This window comes from Paraburkholderia strydomiana, from assembly GCF_031456815.1.
Lineage (GTDB): Bacteria > Pseudomonadota > Gammaproteobacteria > Burkholderiales > Burkholderiaceae > Paraburkholderia > Paraburkholderia caledonica.
The window spans coordinates 493,209-510,698 of record NZ_JAVDVL010000001.1; the positions used below are offsets into that span (position 1 = coordinate 493,209).

The 17,490-nt window shown below is 62.6% G+C and carries 14 protein-coding genes and 1 pseudogene; 6 read left to right on the plus strand and 9 right to left on the minus strand.

Going from position 1 to position 17,490, the window contains the following annotated elements:
• The first annotated feature begins 274 nt into the window (after positions 1–274).
• Positions 275–1,138: a class I SAM-dependent methyltransferase gene (locus tag J2W46_RS02225; protein ID WP_310350914.1), complete on the plus strand. Its 864-nt coding sequence runs from the start codon at positions 275–277 to the stop codon at positions 1,136–1,138.
• 295 nt (positions 1,139–1,433) lie between these two features.
• Here J2W46_RS02225 and J2W46_RS02230 read toward each other — a convergent pair whose 3' ends face one another.
• Positions 1,434–1,949, minus strand: coding sequence for a GNAT family N-acetyltransferase (locus tag J2W46_RS02230; protein ID WP_310350915.1), 516 nt, complete (start codon positions 1,947–1,949; stop codon positions 1,434–1,436).
• 140 nt (positions 1,950–2,089) lie between these two features.
• The gene (locus J2W46_RS02235; RefSeq protein ID WP_310350919.1) at positions 2,090–2,995 is read right to left on the minus strand and encodes a LysR family transcriptional regulator; all 906 of its coding nucleotides are present in this window, start codon (positions 2,993–2,995) and stop codon (positions 2,090–2,092) included.
• Positions 2,996–3,140: 145 nt separating this feature from the next.
• On the opposite strand from J2W46_RS02235, the gene J2W46_RS02240 reads away from it, so the two are divergent.
• The 5 genes and pseudogenes from J2W46_RS02240 to J2W46_RS02260 all read left to right on the plus strand — a co-directional run bounded on the left by J2W46_RS02240 (position 3,141) and on the right by J2W46_RS02260 (position 9,635).
• A complete protein-coding gene (locus J2W46_RS02240; protein ID WP_310350922.1) occupies positions 3,141–4,529 on the plus strand; it encodes a M20 family metallopeptidase in 1,389 nt (462 codons plus the stop codon).
• Positions 4,530–4,555: 26 nt separating this feature from the next.
• Positions 4,556–5,857, plus strand: a complete 1,302-nt coding sequence (locus tag J2W46_RS02245; RefSeq protein WP_310350924.1) for an MFS transporter — start codon at positions 4,556–4,558, stop codon at positions 5,855–5,857.
• 1 nt (position 5,858) lies between these two features.
• Positions 5,859–6,992, plus strand: coding sequence for an aminotransferase class V-fold PLP-dependent enzyme (locus tag J2W46_RS02250; protein WP_310350926.1), 1,134 nt, complete (start codon positions 5,859–5,861; stop codon positions 6,990–6,992).
• A gap of 128 nt (positions 6,993–7,120) precedes the next feature.
• The gene (locus tag J2W46_RS02255) at positions 7,121–8,236 is read left to right on the plus strand and encodes a cupin domain-containing protein (protein WP_310350929.1); all 1,116 of its coding nucleotides are present in this window, start codon (positions 7,121–7,123) and stop codon (positions 8,234–8,236) included.
• A gap of 219 nt (positions 8,237–8,455) precedes the next feature.
• Positions 8,456–9,635: pseudogene (locus J2W46_RS02260) on the plus strand (porin).
• Between the two features lie 447 nt (positions 9,636–10,082).
• Here the strand turns inward: J2W46_RS02260 and J2W46_RS02265 are convergent.
• The 7 genes from J2W46_RS02265 to J2W46_RS02295 form a co-directional block, all read right to left on the minus strand.
• Positions 10,083–10,862, minus strand: coding sequence for an AraC family transcriptional regulator (locus J2W46_RS02265; protein ID WP_310350932.1), 780 nt, complete (start codon positions 10,860–10,862; stop codon positions 10,083–10,085).
• 76 nt (positions 10,863–10,938) lie between these two features.
• Positions 10,939–12,207 carry an FAD-dependent oxidoreductase gene (locus J2W46_RS02270; protein ID WP_310350935.1) on the minus strand — a complete coding sequence of 423 codons (1,269 nt, stop codon included), beginning with the start codon at positions 12,205–12,207 and terminating at the stop codon, positions 10,939–10,941.
• Positions 12,204–12,470 carry a (2Fe-2S)-binding protein gene (locus J2W46_RS02275; RefSeq protein ID WP_310350938.1) on the minus strand — a complete coding sequence of 89 codons (267 nt, stop codon included), beginning with the start codon at positions 12,468–12,470 and terminating at the stop codon, positions 12,204–12,206. Before J2W46_RS02275 ends, J2W46_RS02270 begins: the two co-directional genes overlap by 4 nt.
• Positions 12,463–13,644 carry an NAD(P)/FAD-dependent oxidoreductase gene (locus tag J2W46_RS02280; protein WP_310350941.1) on the minus strand — a complete coding sequence of 394 codons (1,182 nt, stop codon included), beginning with the start codon at positions 13,642–13,644 and terminating at the stop codon, positions 12,463–12,465. The genes J2W46_RS02275 and J2W46_RS02280 overlap by 8 nt, the downstream gene beginning before the upstream one ends.
• A complete protein-coding gene (locus tag J2W46_RS02285; RefSeq protein ID WP_310350943.1) occupies positions 13,626–14,606 on the minus strand; it encodes a 4-hydroxyproline epimerase in 981 nt (326 codons plus the stop codon). The genes J2W46_RS02280 and J2W46_RS02285 overlap by 19 nt, the downstream gene beginning before the upstream one ends.
• A gap of 277 nt (positions 14,607–14,883) precedes the next feature.
• Positions 14,884–16,035: a branched-chain amino acid ABC transporter substrate-binding protein gene (locus tag J2W46_RS02290; protein WP_288824027.1), complete on the minus strand. Its 1,152-nt coding sequence runs from the start codon at positions 16,033–16,035 to the stop codon at positions 14,884–14,886.
• Positions 16,036–16,345: 310 nt separating this feature from the next.
• On the minus strand, positions 16,346–17,290 hold the full coding sequence (locus tag J2W46_RS02295) for a dihydrodipicolinate synthase family protein (RefSeq protein WP_087751113.1): 945 nt from the start codon (positions 17,288–17,290) through the stop codon (positions 16,346–16,348).
• Between the last annotated feature and the right edge of the window lie 200 nt (positions 17,291–17,490).

Below are 17,490 nucleotides of genomic sequence, written 5' to 3' on the forward strand. Positions count from 1 at the left end.
CGAGCTGACCGGTCCCCGTGCGGAGACTCTTCGCGAGGTCGCCGAAGATTTCACAAGAGTCTTGGGGCGTCCAATCACCTACATGGACATCCCGTTGGAACCGTGGCTGGAGAGTTTGCGGTCCATTGGCGCATCCGCACACGTGGTCGCGCACCTGGAGTCGATGGCACTGCGGCACCCAGTGACCAGGTAGCTGGAGGCGGGATCGCTGGAAACGATGCGCACTTTGGGATCGGATGGCTCAGCTAAGAACGAATCAGCCCAAGGAGATGACATGGCAGAGCAAAATGCTTATCAGGTCGCCGACTGGAATGGTCAAAGCGGGAAGCGTTGGGTCGCCAACCAGGCCCGGCTCGACACTATGGTGTCGGTGTTCGGCCAAGCCGCGATCGAAGCCGCCGCGCCCGTCACGGGCGAACGCGTGCTGGACGTCGGCTGCGGCGCGGGCGCGTCGAGTCTGGCACTGGCCGCTCGCGTCGGCCCGGAGGGCCAAGTGCTGGGCGTGGACATATCCGAACCGCTGATCGGCCGGGCGCGCGCGCTTGCGCCACAGGGTACGCCGGCCCTGTTCCAGATGGCGGACGCCAGCAGCGCCGAGCTGCCCGAGGGTGCGTTCGACATTCTGTTCTCACGTTTCGGCGTGATGTTCTTCGACGATCCGACAGCGGCGTTCGCCCATATGCGACGCGCGCTGCGGCCGGGCGGCCGGGTCGCTTTCGTCTGCTGGCGCGGCGCGGCCGAGAACGCTTGGGTGCGCCTGCCGATGGGCGCGATCAAGGGCATCCTGCCGTCGAGCGCGCCGCCCGATCCCGAAGCGCCCGGCCCATTTTCGTTCGGCGACCGGGGGCGGGTGTCGCGCATCCTGACGGCAGCCGGCTTCACCGATATCGCCATCGCGCCGTTCGATGCTTCCGTCCCGTTTGGCGAGGGCGGGACGCGGGACGCTGCGATTGACGACGCGGTGAAGATGACGCTCGAGGTCGGCCCGCTGTCGCGCGTGCTCGCTGATCAGCCCGACGACATCCGCGCCCGCGCGTCGGCCGCAGTTCGTGCCGCCTTCGCGGGCCTCCCCGGTGAGCGGTCGGTGATGATCGACGGCGCGGCGTGGATCGTCACGGCACGCAATCCGGCAAGCTGACAGGGACTATCAGGGGAGACGCCCCTGCGCGGTGGAGCTAGGCGTCTTTGGCCGCAAAGATTGATGTGCCTTCTGGCCGATGAACGAGCACTCGCCTTGTGACAATCAGACGGCCGGTTGCGAAGCAGAGCCGACTCCTAAGCGGCCTACAGGCGGCGCATGTGAGCAGCAGTTTGTGGCCGAAATGCGAAGAAGACCCGATCTGTCGAAAGTATGAACTGCAATCCATCCTGACGCCGAGGTCTTACGCGTGCCGTTTCGGGTGGTGCCGATCCTAGTGCGGCATGGACGGCCCTTACAGCTGGGTCTGTGACCGCGATACAACCACGCCTGTCCCTATAAAGTTGAATGGAGCCTTGCCGCTTGCCTTTCGCTCCGCCGGTTGACGGGCATAGTAGATGTCCCATTCGTCTTCACTAGTCTGTACGAAGCCATGCCGTCTGTAAAAGCGGTTCGAATTACTGCCGCGCAAGGCTCCGAGACGGACTGGCATGCCTTGCCCGTCCGCGCTCGTGAAGACGTCGCGTAGGACGGTCGCGCCGATACCCTTTCCCTGGTGCGCCGGCAGAATATAAAAGTGATCGAGTAACCAGTGGTCTGCTTGCGGGCGAATGACAATGAAGCCAGAGCGAACACCATTGACCTCGATGAATCGACACAACGCAGGATCGAACGACGTTAGAAACCGCTCCCGCGCGCGCTGCGGGTCGAAACGATCGACACGCTCCAGGCTCTCGCGCATCGCGGCAATACGAATGGCAACGAGTGTTTCGGCATCGGACTGCGTCGTAAGGGGATAGGCGATGTTCATTAAAGGCGGCTTCCGGAAAACGGTCATGCGGCGCTGCCAATAATAACGCCGCGAATCGGGAGTTCAGACGAATTTTAGCCGGCCCGAACGGCTCGACGACCGCGACTCGGAACAAGGGCAAGCCTCCGACAAACCACAGGTCACGCCTGCTTCAGATCACCGATGATCCATTCAAGACACGATGACGCAAGATCGTCCAGGCTGCGGCCCGCAAGCGTCAGCACCTGGAGACGGCGCTGCGTCAGCAGCGGGTTATCGAATGGAATCGCCTTCATGCGGTCCACGCCGAGCCGCTTCGCGACGGACACATATCCCGACGGCATGATCGCCTCCGGTACCACCAGCGCGAAACGGTACAGCGCCGCGACGTAGCGGCTCGTCATCATCGGCACGATTTCGATGTTCTCGACATTGCACGCGATGTCGAAGAGCTGGCGGTTGGTCGTGCCCTTGTCCTGCAGCACCACGGGATATGTCGTCAGATCCTTCAGCGCGACTTTCGCCTTGCTCGCGAGCGGATGCGTCTCGTGCATCAGCGCCATGACCGGCGCGCGCTGCGTGTACTGCACAGTGACGCCCGGCTCTGGCTTGAAGTTGAACGCGAGCGCGAGTGACGCCTCGCCCGACAGCAGCAACTGACTCGCCCGCTCGGACGACACAACTTCGAGCTGAATCACGATATCCGGATGCGCACGGCAAAACGCGCCCAGCGACACGGGCAGAAAGTCGAACGCGAAGCCTTCGGTACACGCAATGATCAGCGTGCGCGCGCGGCGCCGTTCGTCGCCCTGGATTTCGTCGAAGACCGCTTGCGCGTCGGATAGCGTTCGTTGCGCGTGGCGCAGCAACAGACGCCCGGCTTGCGAAAGGACCATGCCGCGCGCATGGCGCTCGAAGAGCGGCACGCCGATATCGCCTTCGAGCTTGGCGATATGCCGGCTCAACGCGGACACGGTCAGCCCGAGCTTTTCGGTCGCCGACGTCAGCGAACCGGCCTGTGCGACGACCGAGAAATAGTAAAGCGACGGCTCCAGCAGCTTGCGCATAGCGATTACGATCAGGTGGGACGAGCGTGTGCTCAGTGTGACTCAAGGTTTGAGTAAAACGCAAATGTACCTTGTTTGATTGCGAATACACGGATGCTCGCGCGGCGCTAATCTGGTGTCACCGGCCTTACTTCGACTCCACGACATGTCCCGAAACAGCGCTCTCGCTCTCGCCCAATCGCACTTCGACAGCGGCGAGTTCCTCGTCACCTTGAGCCGGCGCGTCGCGCTCGCCACCGAAAGCCAGCGCGCCGACGCAGCGCCCGCGCTGCGTCGCTATCTTCGCGAAGAAATCGAAGCCTCACTGTCATCTCTCGGATTCACCTGTGAGATCGTGGAAAACCCTGTGGCAGGCATGCCCCCGTTTCTCGTCGGCGAGCGCATCGAATCGTCGTCGCGTCCCACGGTACTGCTATACGGCCACGGCGATGTGATCGACGGCGACGCCGTCAACTGGACGCAAGAGCGTTCGCCCTGGCGCGTGAGCGTCGAAGGCGAGCGCTGGTACGGACGCGGCATCGCCGACAACAAGGCGCAGCATTCCATCAATCTCGCCGCGCTTGCGGCAGTGTTCGCGGAACGCGGCGAGCTTGGCTTCAACGCGAAGATCGTCTTCGAAATGGGCGAGGAAGTCGGCTCGCCCGGACTCGACGCGCTTTGCGGCTTGTTGCGCGAACGCCTCGCAGCGGACCTCCTGATTGCATCGGACGGGCCGCGTCAGCGCGCCACATCGCCCACGATGTTCCTCGGCTCGCGCGGCGCCCTGCACTTTCGGCTGCGTACCGCCAATGCGTTCGGCGCGCGTCACTCCGGCAACTGGGGCGGCGTGCTCGCCAATCCCGCGACGGTGCTCGCCAACGCGATCGCGAGTCTGGTCGACGGGCACGGCCGCATTCGCATCAATGGTCTGCTGCCGCCAACGATTCCGCCGCAGGTGCGCGAACGCGTTGCCGGTCTGGAAATCGGCACCGACGAAGGCGATCCGCCGTTGTCATCGAACTGGGGCGAGCCGGGTCTCACGCCCGCCGAGCGCGTCTTCGCATGGAACACACTGGAAGTGCTCGCGATGCAGTCCGGCAACGTCGCAAACGCGGTGAGCGCGATCCCGGCCGCGGCGGAAGCTGTCTGCCAGTTGCGCTTCGTCGTCGGCACCGAGTGGAAGCGCTCGAAGGAGCTCATCGAAGCGCATTTCGCGCGCGAAGGCTTCGAGGGCATCGACGTGACCATCGAGGCATCTGGCGCGGCGACGCGGCTCGATCCGAACGATCCGTGGGTCGCATTCACGGAGGGTTCGATCGAGGCATCGACGGGCAAGCGCGTGACCTTGCTGCCGAATCTCGGCGGCACCATCCCGAATGAATGCTTCGCCGACACGCTCGGCCTGCCGACGATCTGGATTCCGCACTCCTATCCGGGCTGCCGTCAGCATGCACCCGACGAACATGTGCTCGCGCCGGTCATGCGTGAGGCTTTGCAACTGATGACCGGCGTGTTCTGGGATCTCGGCGAAACCGACACGCCGCACGCTCGCTAACCGTCCCTTTAATGGAACCCCAAGACATGGATTCGACTGTCATCGAGGAAAGCCCGCCGAAGATTGGCGCGACACCCATGCGGCGCCTTATCGTCGCGACCAGCATCGGCAATGCGCTCGAATGGTTCGACTTCACCGCGTACGGTTTTTTCGCCGTCACGTTGTCGAAGCTGTTTTTTCCCGCGCACGACGAGACCGTTTCGCTACTGATGACGTTCGGCACCTTCGGCCTTTCGTATGTGTTTCGCCCGCTCGGCGCACTCATGCTCGGGCGCTATGCGGACCGTCGCGGGCGCAAGGCGGCGCTGCTCATGGCGCTCGGGCTGACTACCATCGGCACGCTCATCTGCGCGGTCATTCCGACATACGCGCAAATCGGCGTTGCCGCGCCCATCGGCCTGATGACGGCGCGCATCCTTATTTCGTTCTCGACGGGCGGTGAATTCGGCAGCGGCACCGCGCTCATGATCGAGCAGAAGAGCAAGCGCAAGGCGTTCCTCGGAAGCTGGCAGTTTTCGAGTCAGGGCATGAGCACCGTGCTCGCGTCTTGCGCGGGGCTCGTGCTCAGCACGCAGTTGTCGCCGGAGCAGATCGAATCGTGGGGTTGGCGCGCGCCATTTATCTTCGGCTTGCTGGTCGCGCCAGTGGGACTGTATATCCGCAAGCACATCGACGATACGCTGCCCGCGCATACGCCCGACGTGAATGCCGCCGCGCGCAATGCGCCCGTGCGCGAACTGCTCGCGCACAGCAAAGGCCGCATCCTGCTCGCCGCAGGCATCATGGCCGTATCGACCGCCGCGAGCTATCTGATGATTCTGTATATGCCGACGTACGCGGTGAAGCAGTTGCATCTGCCGGCATCCACGGGCTTCGCCTCGACGGTCGTCACCGGCATGATCCTGATGCTGTTCACGCCGCTGATGGGCCATCTCGCCGATCGCTACGGACGCAGCCGCATGATGGTCGTCTCCGCGCTCGTCACGCTGCTCACGATCTACCCGTGCTTCGCGTGGCTGCTGGCCAGTCCGTCCCTGACCGTGCTGATGACGATCATGGTGCTCGCGGGAGCATTGAAGGCGATCTATTTCGGGCCGCTCGCCGCCGTGCTGTCGTCGCTCTTTCCGACCCACATCCGCAGCACGGGTCTCGGCTTCAGCTACAACATCGGCGTGATGGTGTTCGGCGGCTTCACGCCGTGGCTCGTGACCGCGATGATCGGCGTGACGCACGATCCGCTCTCTCCCGCGTTCTATCTGATGGCGTGCGCCGTGCTGAGCCTCGGCTGCATCGCGGTCTATCACTTCAAGCTCGTCAAGCACATCTAACATGAATACTCGAAACGACGATTTCAGCGGCTGGCTGATGTATCACTCCGTCGGCGTGTATCCGGGACATCGCGAAGCGATGACCGACTCGCTCGCCCGTTTCGCAACGAACTGGTGCGCGCCTGACGACACGCGCTGGGACGAAGCGCTCGCCGCGCGCGGCCGTCTGCTCGCGGACTGGGCGACGATGATCGGTGCACGCGAGGCCGACGTGTTCGGCGCGCAAAACGTGACCGATTGCTTCGCGCGCTTCCTCGACGGTCTCGCCGACGACGTGCTGCGCGATCGCACCGTGCTCGTCGCCGCTGATTGCTTTCCGAGCCTGCATTTCCTGCTGTCGGGTCTCGCCGCCCGCCGCGGCTTCACGCTGCGCACCGTGCCCGTGCGCGATGGCGAAGACTACGTGCGCGACGAGGACTTCATCGAGGCATGGACCAGCGATGTCGCGCTTGCGCTCGTCACGTGGATATCGTCGCTCACGTCGAAGCGCGTGAACCTCTCCGCGATGTGCGAGCAGGCGCGCCGCCGCGGCAGCCTCGCCGCGCTCGACGTGACGCAAGGCATCGGCATCCTGCCGTTCGATCTGAACCACACACCGTTCGACTTTGTCTGCGGCTCCACGCTCAAATGGCTGTGTGGCGCGCCTGGCACGGGCCTCGGCTACATCGCGCCGCATGCGCTCGCGCTCGGCGTCGAGCCTGCGGTGCGCGGCTGGTTCAGTCAGCAGAATCCGTTCAACTGGAACATCGACGCATTCTCGTATGCATCGGATGCACGCCGCTTCGACACGGGCACGCCTTCCGTGCTGCCGTTCGTCGCATCGCAGCCAGGCATGTCGTGGATGCTGGCGCAACCGGCGGGAAGCGTGCGCGCGCACAACCTCGCGCTGTGCCACGAACTCATCGCGATGCTCGACGACAAGCGTTATCGCCTGCTCTCTCCGCGTGCCGATGACGAACGCGGTGCGAGCATCATGGCCGAAGCGCCCGCGCATCTCGATGCCGCGAGCATCGTCGTGCAACTGAAGGAAGCGGGCCTCTTCGTCGATTCGCGCAGCCGCACGTTGCGCTTTTCGCCGGGTGTCTGCACGACCCGCGCAGGACTTGCGAGACTGGCGCAATGTCTGCCGCGATGAAGCGTCAGGGCTCGCGCATTCTTTCCAGCGCGCCGCGACGCATCGGCATCGCTTGTGTGCTGACGGGACCGCCGTCGCGCGCGTAAATGACGCGCCGCCGCTTCCCTTTCACCGCTTATGCGAATCCCATGAACACATCTTCCATGACGTCTGATGCGCCTATCGCGGGCGTACAAGGCTTTATCGTGCCGATGCATTGCACCGACCTTCCCGCCACGATGCAGTTCTTCATCGCTCGGCTCGGTTTTCGGCTCGATGCGATCTTTCCCGCAGATGGCCCGCGCAACGCAATACTTTCGCGCGATGGCTTCCGCCTGAGGCTCGGCCTCGATGTGCGCAATGGCATCGATACGCTGAACGTGCTCTGCGACGACCCCGCGCAATTGCCAGGTGAGATATCCGAACTCGTCGCACCCAACGGCGTCGTCGTGCGACTCATGCACGCGAATCCGCCGATGATGCTGCCGCCCACGCGCCAGCAACTCGTGCTGTCGCATGCAGGCAGCGACGCACACTGGAGCGTCGGGCGCGCGGGCATGCGTTATCGCGATCTGCTGCCTGAGCGGCACGGCGGCGCGTTCATTGCATCGCATATCCGCATACTCGAAGGCGGGCCCGTGCCCGATTACGTGCACTTTCATAAGATCCGCTTTCAGACGATTTTCTGCCGCAAGGGCTGGGTGCGTCTCGTGTACGAAGGACAAGGCGAACCGTTCATTCTCGAAGCGGGCGATTGCGTGTTGCAGCCGCCCGAGATCCGGCATCGCGTGCTCGAAAGCTCGGCGGGTGCGGAAGTGATTGAGCTCGGCAGTCCCGCCGAACACATCACGATGGCCGAGCACGACATGACCTTGCCGAACGGCGTCTACGATCCCGACTATGAATTCAACGGCCAGCGTTTCGTGCGGCATGTCGCCAAAAATGCATCGTGGAAACCGTGGAAATCGCCGGGATTCGTCGTTGCAGATACAGGCATCGGGGCGGCTACCGATGGCCTCGCCGGCGTGCGCGTCGTGCGTCCTCTGGGCGATGGACAGCAAGCCTCGCGCATGCACGACACCGAGTTCTGCTTCTTCTTCGTGCTCGCGGGCAGTTTAGATGTCTTGCAGGGGGAGCAGCACTGGCGCCTCGCGGCCGACGACAGCATCGCAATTCCGGGCAACCTGCCCTACACATTCGCGCAGTGCAGCGCCGATCTCGAACTGCTGGAAGTCACCTTGCCCGCCGACTTCTCGCTCGCCTGAAGCATCACTACGCTGCTCATCAACAACGCGCGCGTGAACCGCGCGACGAACCGGCTCGACGTCGCGCTTCTTCTCGTGCGTGATAGAGCGTTGCGAATCTCGCAAACCCTGCTTGATTGATTGCGAATACTCGATCGATAGCGAGCCGGTAATGTTGCATCAGGAGCCACCGACATATCCGCTCCGCACGCGATGGATTCCCACTTAAATTACTTCGTCATGCCAATGAATACTAAAATCTTCTCGGCTTCCGTGCTACTCGCCGTCTGCGGCGCTGCTCATGCCGATGTCAGCTCCGTCACACTGTACGGGCTCATCGATTACGGTGTGAACTACCAGAGCAACAGCGCCGGCGGTCGCATCCTCGGCGGTGCCAGCGGCATCGCAAGGCTCGCGCTGGGGCTTCAAGGGCGTCGAGGATCTGGGCGGCGGTCTGTCGGCGATCTTTCAGCTGGAGAACGGTTTCGATCTTGGCAAAGGCACTGCATTGCAGGGCGGCACCCTGTTCGGGCGGCAAGCGTATGTCGGGTTGTCGAGCAACGCGTATGGCACGCTCACGCTCGGACGTCAGTACGATTCGCTCGTCACCTTCGTCGAATCGCGCATGAACTCAGCAAATTATGGCGGCGGCACGACTGCGCATCCGGGCGATCTCGACAACCTCAACAACAGCAAGCGCGTGAACAGCTCGGTCAAGTATGCGAGCCCGAATTTCGGCGGCTTCACCGTGGGTGGCGTATATGGCTTCGGCGGACAGGCGGGCGATTTGACACGCAACCAGATCTGGTCCATTGGCGCCGGTTACGACTACGGCAACTTCTCGGCGGGCGCGGCGTATATGAACGTGCGCAATCCGAACCAGTCGTTTTTCACAAGCACGCCGACCAACGTGCCGGGCGCAAATCTCAACAACATGACCGCGAGCCCGGTCTATAGCGGCTATGCGTCGGCGCACTCGTATCAGGCGATAGCGGCAGCCGGTCGCTATACGCTCGGTCCCGCGACTTTCGGGCTCGTCTACAGCAACGTGCAGTTCAAGGATCTCGGCGATACGTCGTCCGGCTCCAATCCGCTCCGGCTGACGGGCACCGCAAAATTCAATACCGGTGAATTCAACCTCACATACTTCTGGACGCCCGCACTGGCGAGCGAGTTCGTCTACAGCTATACACACGGTTCGGGTGTGGGCACGATTGGCTCATCGAGCTACAACACGCTGTCTTTGTCGCTCGACTACTACCTTTCGAAACGCACGGACGTCTATGTCATCGGCAGCACCCAGTTCGCGAGCGGAACCGATTCGACCGGCCGTGCGGCGCGCGCGACGCTCAATGCTCTGACGGCTTCATCGACGGATCGGCAGACATTCGTGCAATTGGGCATTCGGCACAAGTTCTGACACCGTGCAAGCGAAAATGGGCCCGTTGCTCAATTCAGCGAGTTTACCGTCTGAGAGCGGAAGGACCGGCGATCCAGGCAAGACGTAGTCCGGCGAGCGAATGCGTCTTCGACATATTGCCCGTGCCGATGCCGCGCTCGTAGAGGTCGGCCATCGGCGCGCGCCCGCGAGAATATGCTTGCCCGTCGTGCGTTCCCGCGTTCGCGTTTGCGCTCCGTCATCGAGCCGTCGTATGGCGTAGTCATGCAGACCCAGCGGCTGCAGACATCGACAAGCGGTGAAATGCTCGATGTGAGACTCGAACGCTGCGCTAAAACAATAGCCGCATTTCAGGTCGCCCGAGGCCGTTCACCGTTGAAGGATCATTCCCCAACCTTTCGTCTGCTCCCATGGGTTTTGCGGCGACGCTTCAACAACGACGAAACGGTATCTGGACCTCACTGCTTTTCAATGCTTACCGACCGACGTCGTCGCCGGTTGCAGCAACGAGCGATATTGGGTCGGCGTAATCCCCACCGTCGTCTTGAATTGACGCGTGAATGCACTGTGATCGGTGTAGCCGCAACGCGTCGCAATGTCGGTGATGTTAAGGTCACCCGCGAGCAATTGCGAAGCTGCATCAAGCCGCGTTTTGAGTAGCATCTGTCGAGGCGTAAGGTGAAAGACTCTGAAGAAATAGCGCTCTACCTGCGCAACTGACATGTCGATAAGTGCTGCAAGATCCGCTAACTTCAGCGGATGCGCGTAATGATCCTGAATGTGCTTTACTGCAATCGCAACACGTTGATACGAGGGATGTGTACTTGCAGCCGCTCGAAGATCGCGCGAGATACCTGCGACGCCCAGGACGCGACCCTTTATATCGCGCAGCGGTACTTTCGAGGTAAGGCACCAACCGGGCTGGCGACCTGGATAGAGATGCAGTTCAAGTTGATCGACCAGCCGGTTGTTATCTCGCACAACCGCCTTGTCCTGTTCCATATAGATGCGGCCAAAGCGCGAAGGGAATGCTTCTGCTGCTGTCTTCCCCAGCAATGACTGCCGGTCCTTGTAACCGCAGCGGGCCGCGAGGGTCGCATTGGCGATCACATACCGTGCCTCGTGATCCTTTACGAAAAAGACCACATCGGGCATGGCATCGAAGAGCGGCACGAGCAGCGCGTAATGCGCCACCATCTGCTGCAGGGTCGTGTTTCCAGTGACGGCGGAAAGGAGCAGTTGGTTCATGGCTAAGTGTTGCGAATCAGGATTGGCTTGATTATGCCGACGCCCAGGTCACTCGAACGCTCGCGGTTCCCGGCGTTCAGACCGGCGTCTGGAAGCTCATTAAAGTGCTCACGCGTGCAGGCGAGAACGGCGGACGCTGCCCATAGCGCGACCAGCCGAGGCAAAACGCTGCTGCTTCCCCGCAAATCTTGCCTTGGCAAGGCCCCATGCCGCAGCGTGTGTGCAACTTGGCATCGCGCCAGCCGCGATGCTGCGCGACCTCACCAAAGCTGACGTCCTCACAGCGGCACATCACAGTGTCTGCGGTGGCGAGTCCGCGGAGTTGCGGATCGAGGGCGAAGGCCGTATGCATTTTCGCTGCAAAGCGGCGGTAGCGCTCGCGCTCCGCAAAGAGAGCACGCGCATCGGCTACGTTGCCAATCGCAGCAAGCGCGGCGATTCGCCCTTCGACAGCAGACAGTTCCATGCCGCCGACGCCCGTACATTCTCCGGCCGCATAGATGCCCGGCTGGGTGGTTGCCTGAAAATCATCGACGACGAGGGCGAGCACGCCGTCCGTTTCGGCGACATCGCAACCAAGTGCCGTGCCCGGGATCGTGTTGGGGACGAGACCATACGCGCAGGCGAGCCTGTCGCAATCGATCTGCGTTTGCCTCGTACCCTGCTGCACCACGACCTGCGTGATCTTCTGATCGCCGTGTGCGGCGCTCACATAGGCGCCCCGCAGATAGGGCGTCGCGCGCAAAGCGAACCGCATGCGCGCCGCCTGGGCGAGTTTCGCTGGCGTGCTCACGAGCGACATTGCGAACTGCCGCACTGCATGCGTCGGCGCCTGCTCGACGATCGCCGCAACGTGCGCGCCCTGTTCGCTCGCGGTCACGGCCGCCGCCCACAATAACGGGCCTGTTCCTGCGATAACGATGCGCTCGCCACGCACCGGCATGCCGCCCTTCACCAGCGCCTGCAACCCGCCCGCCCCTGTCACGCCAGGGAGTGTCCATCCCGGGTATGGCAGAAAACGCTCGCGCGCGCCGGTTGCGATGATGAGCTTGTCGTAACCGATCGGATAGCCGCGTGTAGCATCCTCCACGAGCAACTCGTGTTCGCGAAGCGCCTGCACGACGCGCGTACCGTGCAAACGCGCCACGTTCGGGGCTTGCGCCACCGCATCGATTGCTTCGCGTCCGCGCCCTTGCGGTCGATGATGCGGTCCTTGTCGCCAGATCTGACCGCCAGGCAGTGCGTTATCGTCGACGATGCCAACTGTAGCACCTGCTTGCGCAGCGACACTTGCAGCATGCAGTCCCGCAGGCCCCGCACCAATGATCAGGATATCGAAATTCATGATGCAGACCTTGCTGTCCTGATGTTCATGCCGTCGGTGCAGAGCGTCTGACAGGCGAGCCGATGGCGCACGCCGTCGATCGTCACGCGGCATTCCTGGCACACGCCCATTCCGCACAGCGGCCCGCGTTGCGCGCCGCTCACGGATTCACGCGTCACCACATCCGCACCGCCCGTCACGAGCGCGATAGCCGCTACGACCGAACTGCCGCGCTCGACCTGCACGTTGCGTCCGTCCACGCTAATCGTCACGGGGTCACGCATGATTGGCTCCCACGTTTTCGAAGCGTGCAGGCAGGTACGGCGCAGCGTCGATTGGCAGCACGTCGCCCAGATCGAGCATCTGCGCGGCGATCAGTTTGGCGGTAGCGAGTGCCGTCGTGACGCCGAGGCCCTCGTGACCCGTCGCGAGCCACGTAGAACGGTGACAGGAGTCGTCCCCGAACGGTGCTGCGGGCCCGATCAACGGCAAGCCGTCACTCGTGGCCGGACGAAAGCCGGTCCAGGCCCGAATCGCGTTGAGGGTCGGCAACGTCGGCAGATACTCCGCGGCGCGGCGTAGCATGCGTGCGAGAACGTCTGGTTCGATAGCCGGATCGACAGTGTCGAATTGCCGTGACGATCCGATCAGGATCTGACCGGTTGGACGCGGCTGCACGTTGAACGCCACCGACGTACCGCTCGCGTTGTGGGCGCTCTTGATATAGCCGAGTTCAAGTATTTGATGACGGATCGTGCCCGGATAACGATCGGTGATCAGCAAATGCCCTTTTTTCGCCTGCATCGGTAGCCCGGGCAGCAGATCGGACGCTTGCAGACCGTTCGCCACTAGCACGGCGCCCGCTGCGATCGCCTCACCGCTCTCGAGCACGACGCCCTCGCGATTCACGCGCGCAACCTGCGTATCGAGCCTGCACGTCACGCGTCCTTTCACTGGCCGCGCGAGTAGCCATGCGGCAGCGGCAGGCGCATACACCACGGCGTCGTCGGGGAGCATCATGCCGCCACGCAGGCCTTCGCGCAGTTCGGGTTCTGCTTCGCGCATCTGCTGTGCGTCCAGCAACGAGCAGTCGACGCCCGCCTGCACAAGTGCCTGCTGGCGCGTTTGCGCGAGTTCGTATTCCTCGTCGTCTACGGCGACCCAGAGTGTGCCGCATCGCACGAACGCCTCGCGCGCACTCAGCCGCGGCGCGAGCTCGAGCCACAGATCGCGCGACCAAGCAGACAACGCGAATTCGGCAGGCGAGTCGTCCATCAGCACGAGGTGGCCCATACCCGCTGCCGTCACTCCGCCGCCCACGCCCGCGCGATCGAGCACGAGCACGTCAGCGCCCTGCTTCGCCAGTTCGTGTGCACAAGCCGCGCCGACGATGCCCGCGCCGACCACCACGACGTCGGGACTCGACTGACCCGGCTGAATCACGCGCGAATGCCCCATGCGAAAGGATCGTCGGCGGAGAAAATCAGCTTTGCCTCCGCGCTCACGTGCGCCGTGCCGCGAATGCTGGGACGCACGTAGCGGCGGCTGGCATTGTCCACGTTATGACTCGTGTCTTCATGAGGCTCGTAGCTCGCTTCGAATATGCTGCCGATGATGCTTTCCTGCCGCCAGGTTGCGCCGGGTGCGAGATGAGCGTCGGCGGCGAGGCACGCGATCTTTGCACTCGTGCCGGTGCCGCATGGCGAGCGGTCGTACGCCTTGCCGGGACACAACACGAAGTTTCGGCTATCGACACCGGGCGTGGTCGAATCCGCAAACAATTCGATGTGGTCGATGAGCGCACCGCCTTCGCCAGTGATGCCGTTGGCTTCGAGCGCGGCGCGAATTGCCCAGGTGACATTCGTGAGCGATTCGACGTTCGCAAATTCGAGCGTCTGCCCGTGATCGGCGACGAGGAAGAACCAGTTGCCACCCCATGCGATGTCGCCATGCACGCGGCCGAGTCCCGGCACGTCGAGCTGCACTTCCGTGCGATAGCGATACGCGGGCACGTTACGGACGCTCACGCTGCCGTCGCCGTGCAATTCGGCTTCGACTACCCCCACGGGCGTTTCGATGCGATGTACGCCCGGCCTGATGCGACCCATGTGCGCGAGCGACACGATCAGGCCGATCGTGCCGTGTCCGCACATGCCGAGAAAACCGACGTTGTTGAAGAAAATCACGCCCGCCGAGCACCTCGCATCATGCGGTTCGCAAAGCAGCGCGCCGACCATGACGTCGGAGCCGCGCGGTTCGTTGACCACGCCCGCACGCACGTGATCGAAATCGCGGCGAAATATGTCGAGCCGCTCAGCGAGCGGGCCACGGCCCAGATCAGGGCCGCCTTCAACGACGAGCCGTGTAGGCTCGCCGCCGGTGTGGGAGTCGATAACGGTAATGGAGTTCATGTCCACCATCCTACGCATCGGCCGCAAGGCCGTCTTGTTCGAACGCCGCTATGGCAGTGACGATTTGGGCACAGCAAAGGGAAGTGCGCCACGACACCTGGACGCACCGTTAAGCACTGCCAGTACCCAACCACGCGAGCTATGCGAGAGTAGAAACTTGCGAGGGAATCTCGACGGGCATCGTCGCGGTATCTGGAGGCAAATCGCTCACGTGTTCCGCGCTTCCGATGACGTGAGCAGTCTGCGCGGGCGGTGTCTGAGGGCACCGCCCATCTTCGATGGTGACTTACTTCGTACCCACCGTTTGCAGCGGCTTCCATGTGCCATTGACGACCTTGTACACCGTCACGCCGCCGTACTTGAGGTCGCCATACTGGTCGTAAGAGAGTTCACTTGTCGTGACGCCCTTCATATTCGTGGCCTTCAGCGCGCTCAGGAACACATGCGGATCGGTCGAGTCCGCCTTCTTCATCGCATTGAACACGGCCATTGTGCCGTCGTAGGCATAGGGTGCGTACAGCTCGACCGGCTGGTTAAAGCGCTTCTGGTAACGCTCGGCAAACGCCTTGCCGCCCGGCATCTGCGAGAGGGGGCTGCCCTCGGACGCGGCCAACGTGCCTTCGGACGCCTCGCCTGCAATCTTGATCAGGTTATCCGACTGGAGCATGTCCGGACCGAGCAGAGTCGACTTGATTGCGAGCGAGCGCATCTGCTTGAGCATCGGCGCAGCCTGAGTGTCGGCGCCGCCGTAGAACACCGCGTCGACATTTGCCTGCTTGATCTTGGTGAGAATCGCGCGGAAGTCCACGGCCTTGTCGTTCGTGTATTCCTCGGTGACCACCGTCGCGCCCGCCGCCTTCGCGGCCTTGGCGAACTCTTCGGCCACGCCTTGTCCGTAGGCGGTGCGATCGTCGACGATCGCGAGGCGCTTGAACTTGAGCCCCTTCACAGCGAAGTCACCGAGCACGGCGCCGAGTTGCGTATCGGAAGTCAGCAGGCGGAACGTGGTGGGCAGCCCGAGGCGCGTGTAGCTGGGGGCAGTGGCCATCGCAACTTGCGGCGTGCCCGCTTTCGCGTAGATCGGCGCGGCCGGAATGCTGGTGCCCGAGTTGTAGTGGCCAATCACGGCGACCACGCCGTCGTCCACGAGTTTTTGTGCAACCGTCGTGCCGGTGCGAGGATCGGCCTGATCGTCCTGGGCGTCCAGTACGAAATGCACAGGCTTGCCCCCGATAATCGGATTCGTCCCGTTCATATCCTCGATGGCGAGCTGCACGCCGCTGCGGAAATCCGCGCCATAGTGGGCTTGACCGCCGGTGAGGGGCGCAGCGAAGCCGATCTTGACATCGACCGGCGTTGCGGCATAGGAGCATGGTGCGCCTGCCAGGGCGAGGCCCATGACGATTGCGCTGGAGATGACGGTCCTATGGAATTGCATTGTTCTTGTGCTCCTCGTTTAGTGGATTACCGCGGTACCCGCGCCCGCACTTGTGTGGCAGGCACATGCCTGTCGCCTTCCGGTCCGACCGGTGGATGGCTTGAGCAATATAAGAGTCCAAAAATCGCGGAGTCTTGAGGGAAATCGACAGCAACCAGGCAGAAATCTGCATAGTCGTCGGCGCACTCGCGCGTCGCTTTAACCGGAGCAGGCGCGGCTGTCTCTAAGGGTTTTCTCTCGCGGCTTCCAATGAAAAAAGCGCCCACGTGGGGCGCTTTCCGATGTTGCATGCACTGCAGTTGCTCAAGCCTCAAGCATTCACTTCCTTCGACCACTCCGCATACCAGTTGCGGAACAACTCGTACTGCGTCTGCGCGTAACGACGCTGCGCCTCGCTCAGCGCATCGGTTTCGTAGAAATGCAGCGAATATTCCGTGTCACCGTTGAGCACCATCAGGTACTTGTAGTAAAGCACCAGGTCGGTCCCTTCATCGAACGACGACAGCACAGCCAGCGCCGATTCCAGTTCCCGCGCCTGACGGCGCGCGGTGACATCGCCCTTCGCCGCCTTGCGGCACAGGTCGACCAGTTGGAGGACTTCGCGCGGCAATGCGTTGCCAATGCCGGTAATAGCGCCCGTGGCGCCGCAGTTGACGAAGCCATGGAAGACCTGCGTGTCAACGCCTGCCATGAGCGTCACCGTGTCGTCCTGGCTCGTGATGTGCTCGGCTGCGTAACGCATGTCGGCAGCACCGCCAAACTCCTTGAAGCCGATCAGATTCGGATACCTGGCGCGCAGTTCGAAGAACAGGTCGGCACGCGTAGCGAAACCATAGTACGGGCTGTTATAGATGACGGCGGGTAGTGCCGGAGCCGCTTCGAGAATCGCGGCGAAGTGCGCTTTCTGCGCGGCGGGCGACGCCCCGCGAGACAGCACACGCGGGATAACCATCAAGCCGCTCGCCCCTACTTTTGCGGCGTGCGCAGCATGAGAAATCGCTTCTTTCGAGTTGACCGCGCCGGTGCCAACGATGGTGGGGATGCCGGCGGCCACGAGCCGCGCGACACCTTCCTGACGTTGGGCTTCGGTCAGTAGCGGCCAGTCGCCCATCGAACCGCAATAAACGACGGCGGACATGCCGAGATCAACCAGTTCGCGTGCTTTGGCGACGAGTGCGTCGTAATCGGGCAGGCGGTCGGCGGTGCACGGGGTCATGAGGGCCGGAATCGTGCCAGTGAAGATGTTGTTGCTCATGCTGTTTCCTTTTGATTTGGGAGGTTTGGAAGCCGCTTTCCCGATTTGCTTTACGAGGCTTGTTCAAGCTGAGCAAGCGCCCAGGTAAGCCGATGCACTCAACAAGGGACGACTCGCGCTAAGCGCCTGTACTGGAAGCAGGTCGCAGTGACAGTATTTATGCGGGGAATTTTAGGCAGCGCTTATCTGGCCGTCTTGTC

What these genes read in the sequence shown, in the direction of transcription:
- J2W46_RS02225 (WP_310350914.1), top strand. Translation starts at nt 275, where the DNA reads ATGGCAGAGCAAAATGCTTATCAGGTCGCCGACTGGAATGGTCAAAGC.
- J2W46_RS02230 (WP_310350915.1), bottom strand. Translation starts at nt 1,949, where the DNA reads ATGAACATCGCCTATCCCCTTACGACGCAGTCCGATGCCGAAACACTC.
- J2W46_RS02235 (WP_310350919.1), bottom strand. Translation starts at nt 2,995, where the DNA reads ATGCGCAAGCTGCTGGAGCCGTCGCTTTACTATTTCTCGGTCGTCGCA.
- J2W46_RS02240 (WP_310350922.1), top strand. Translation starts at nt 3,141, where the DNA reads ATGTCCCGAAACAGCGCTCTCGCTCTCGCCCAATCGCACTTCGACAGC.
- J2W46_RS02245 (WP_310350924.1), top strand. Translation starts at nt 4,556, where the DNA reads ATGGATTCGACTGTCATCGAGGAAAGCCCGCCGAAGATTGGCGCGACA.
- J2W46_RS02250 (WP_310350926.1), top strand. Translation starts at nt 5,859, where the DNA reads ATGAATACTCGAAACGACGATTTCAGCGGCTGGCTGATGTATCACTCC.
- J2W46_RS02255 (WP_310350929.1), top strand. Translation starts at nt 7,121, where the DNA reads ATGAACACATCTTCCATGACGTCTGATGCGCCTATCGCGGGCGTACAA.
- J2W46_RS02265 (WP_310350932.1), bottom strand. Translation starts at nt 10,862, where the DNA reads ATGAACCAACTGCTCCTTTCCGCCGTCACTGGAAACACGACCCTGCAG.
- J2W46_RS02270 (WP_310350935.1), bottom strand. Translation starts at nt 12,207, where the DNA reads ATGAATTTCGATATCCTGATCATTGGTGCGGGGCCTGCGGGACTGCAT.
- J2W46_RS02275 (WP_310350938.1), bottom strand. Translation starts at nt 12,470, where the DNA reads ATGCGTGACCCCGTGACGATTAGCGTGGACGGACGCAACGTGCAGGTC.
- J2W46_RS02280 (WP_310350941.1), bottom strand. Translation starts at nt 13,644, where the DNA reads ATGGGGCATTCGCGCGTGATTCAGCCGGGTCAGTCGAGTCCCGACGTC.
- J2W46_RS02285 (WP_310350943.1), bottom strand. Translation starts at nt 14,606, where the DNA reads ATGGTGGACATGAACTCCATTACCGTTATCGACTCCCACACCGGCGGC.
- J2W46_RS02290 (WP_288824027.1), bottom strand. Translation starts at nt 16,035, where the DNA reads ATGCAATTCCATAGGACCGTCATCTCCAGCGCAATCGTCATGGGCCTC.
- J2W46_RS02295 (WP_087751113.1), bottom strand. Translation starts at nt 17,290, where the DNA reads ATGAGCAACAACATCTTCACTGGCACGATTCCGGCCCTCATGACCCCG.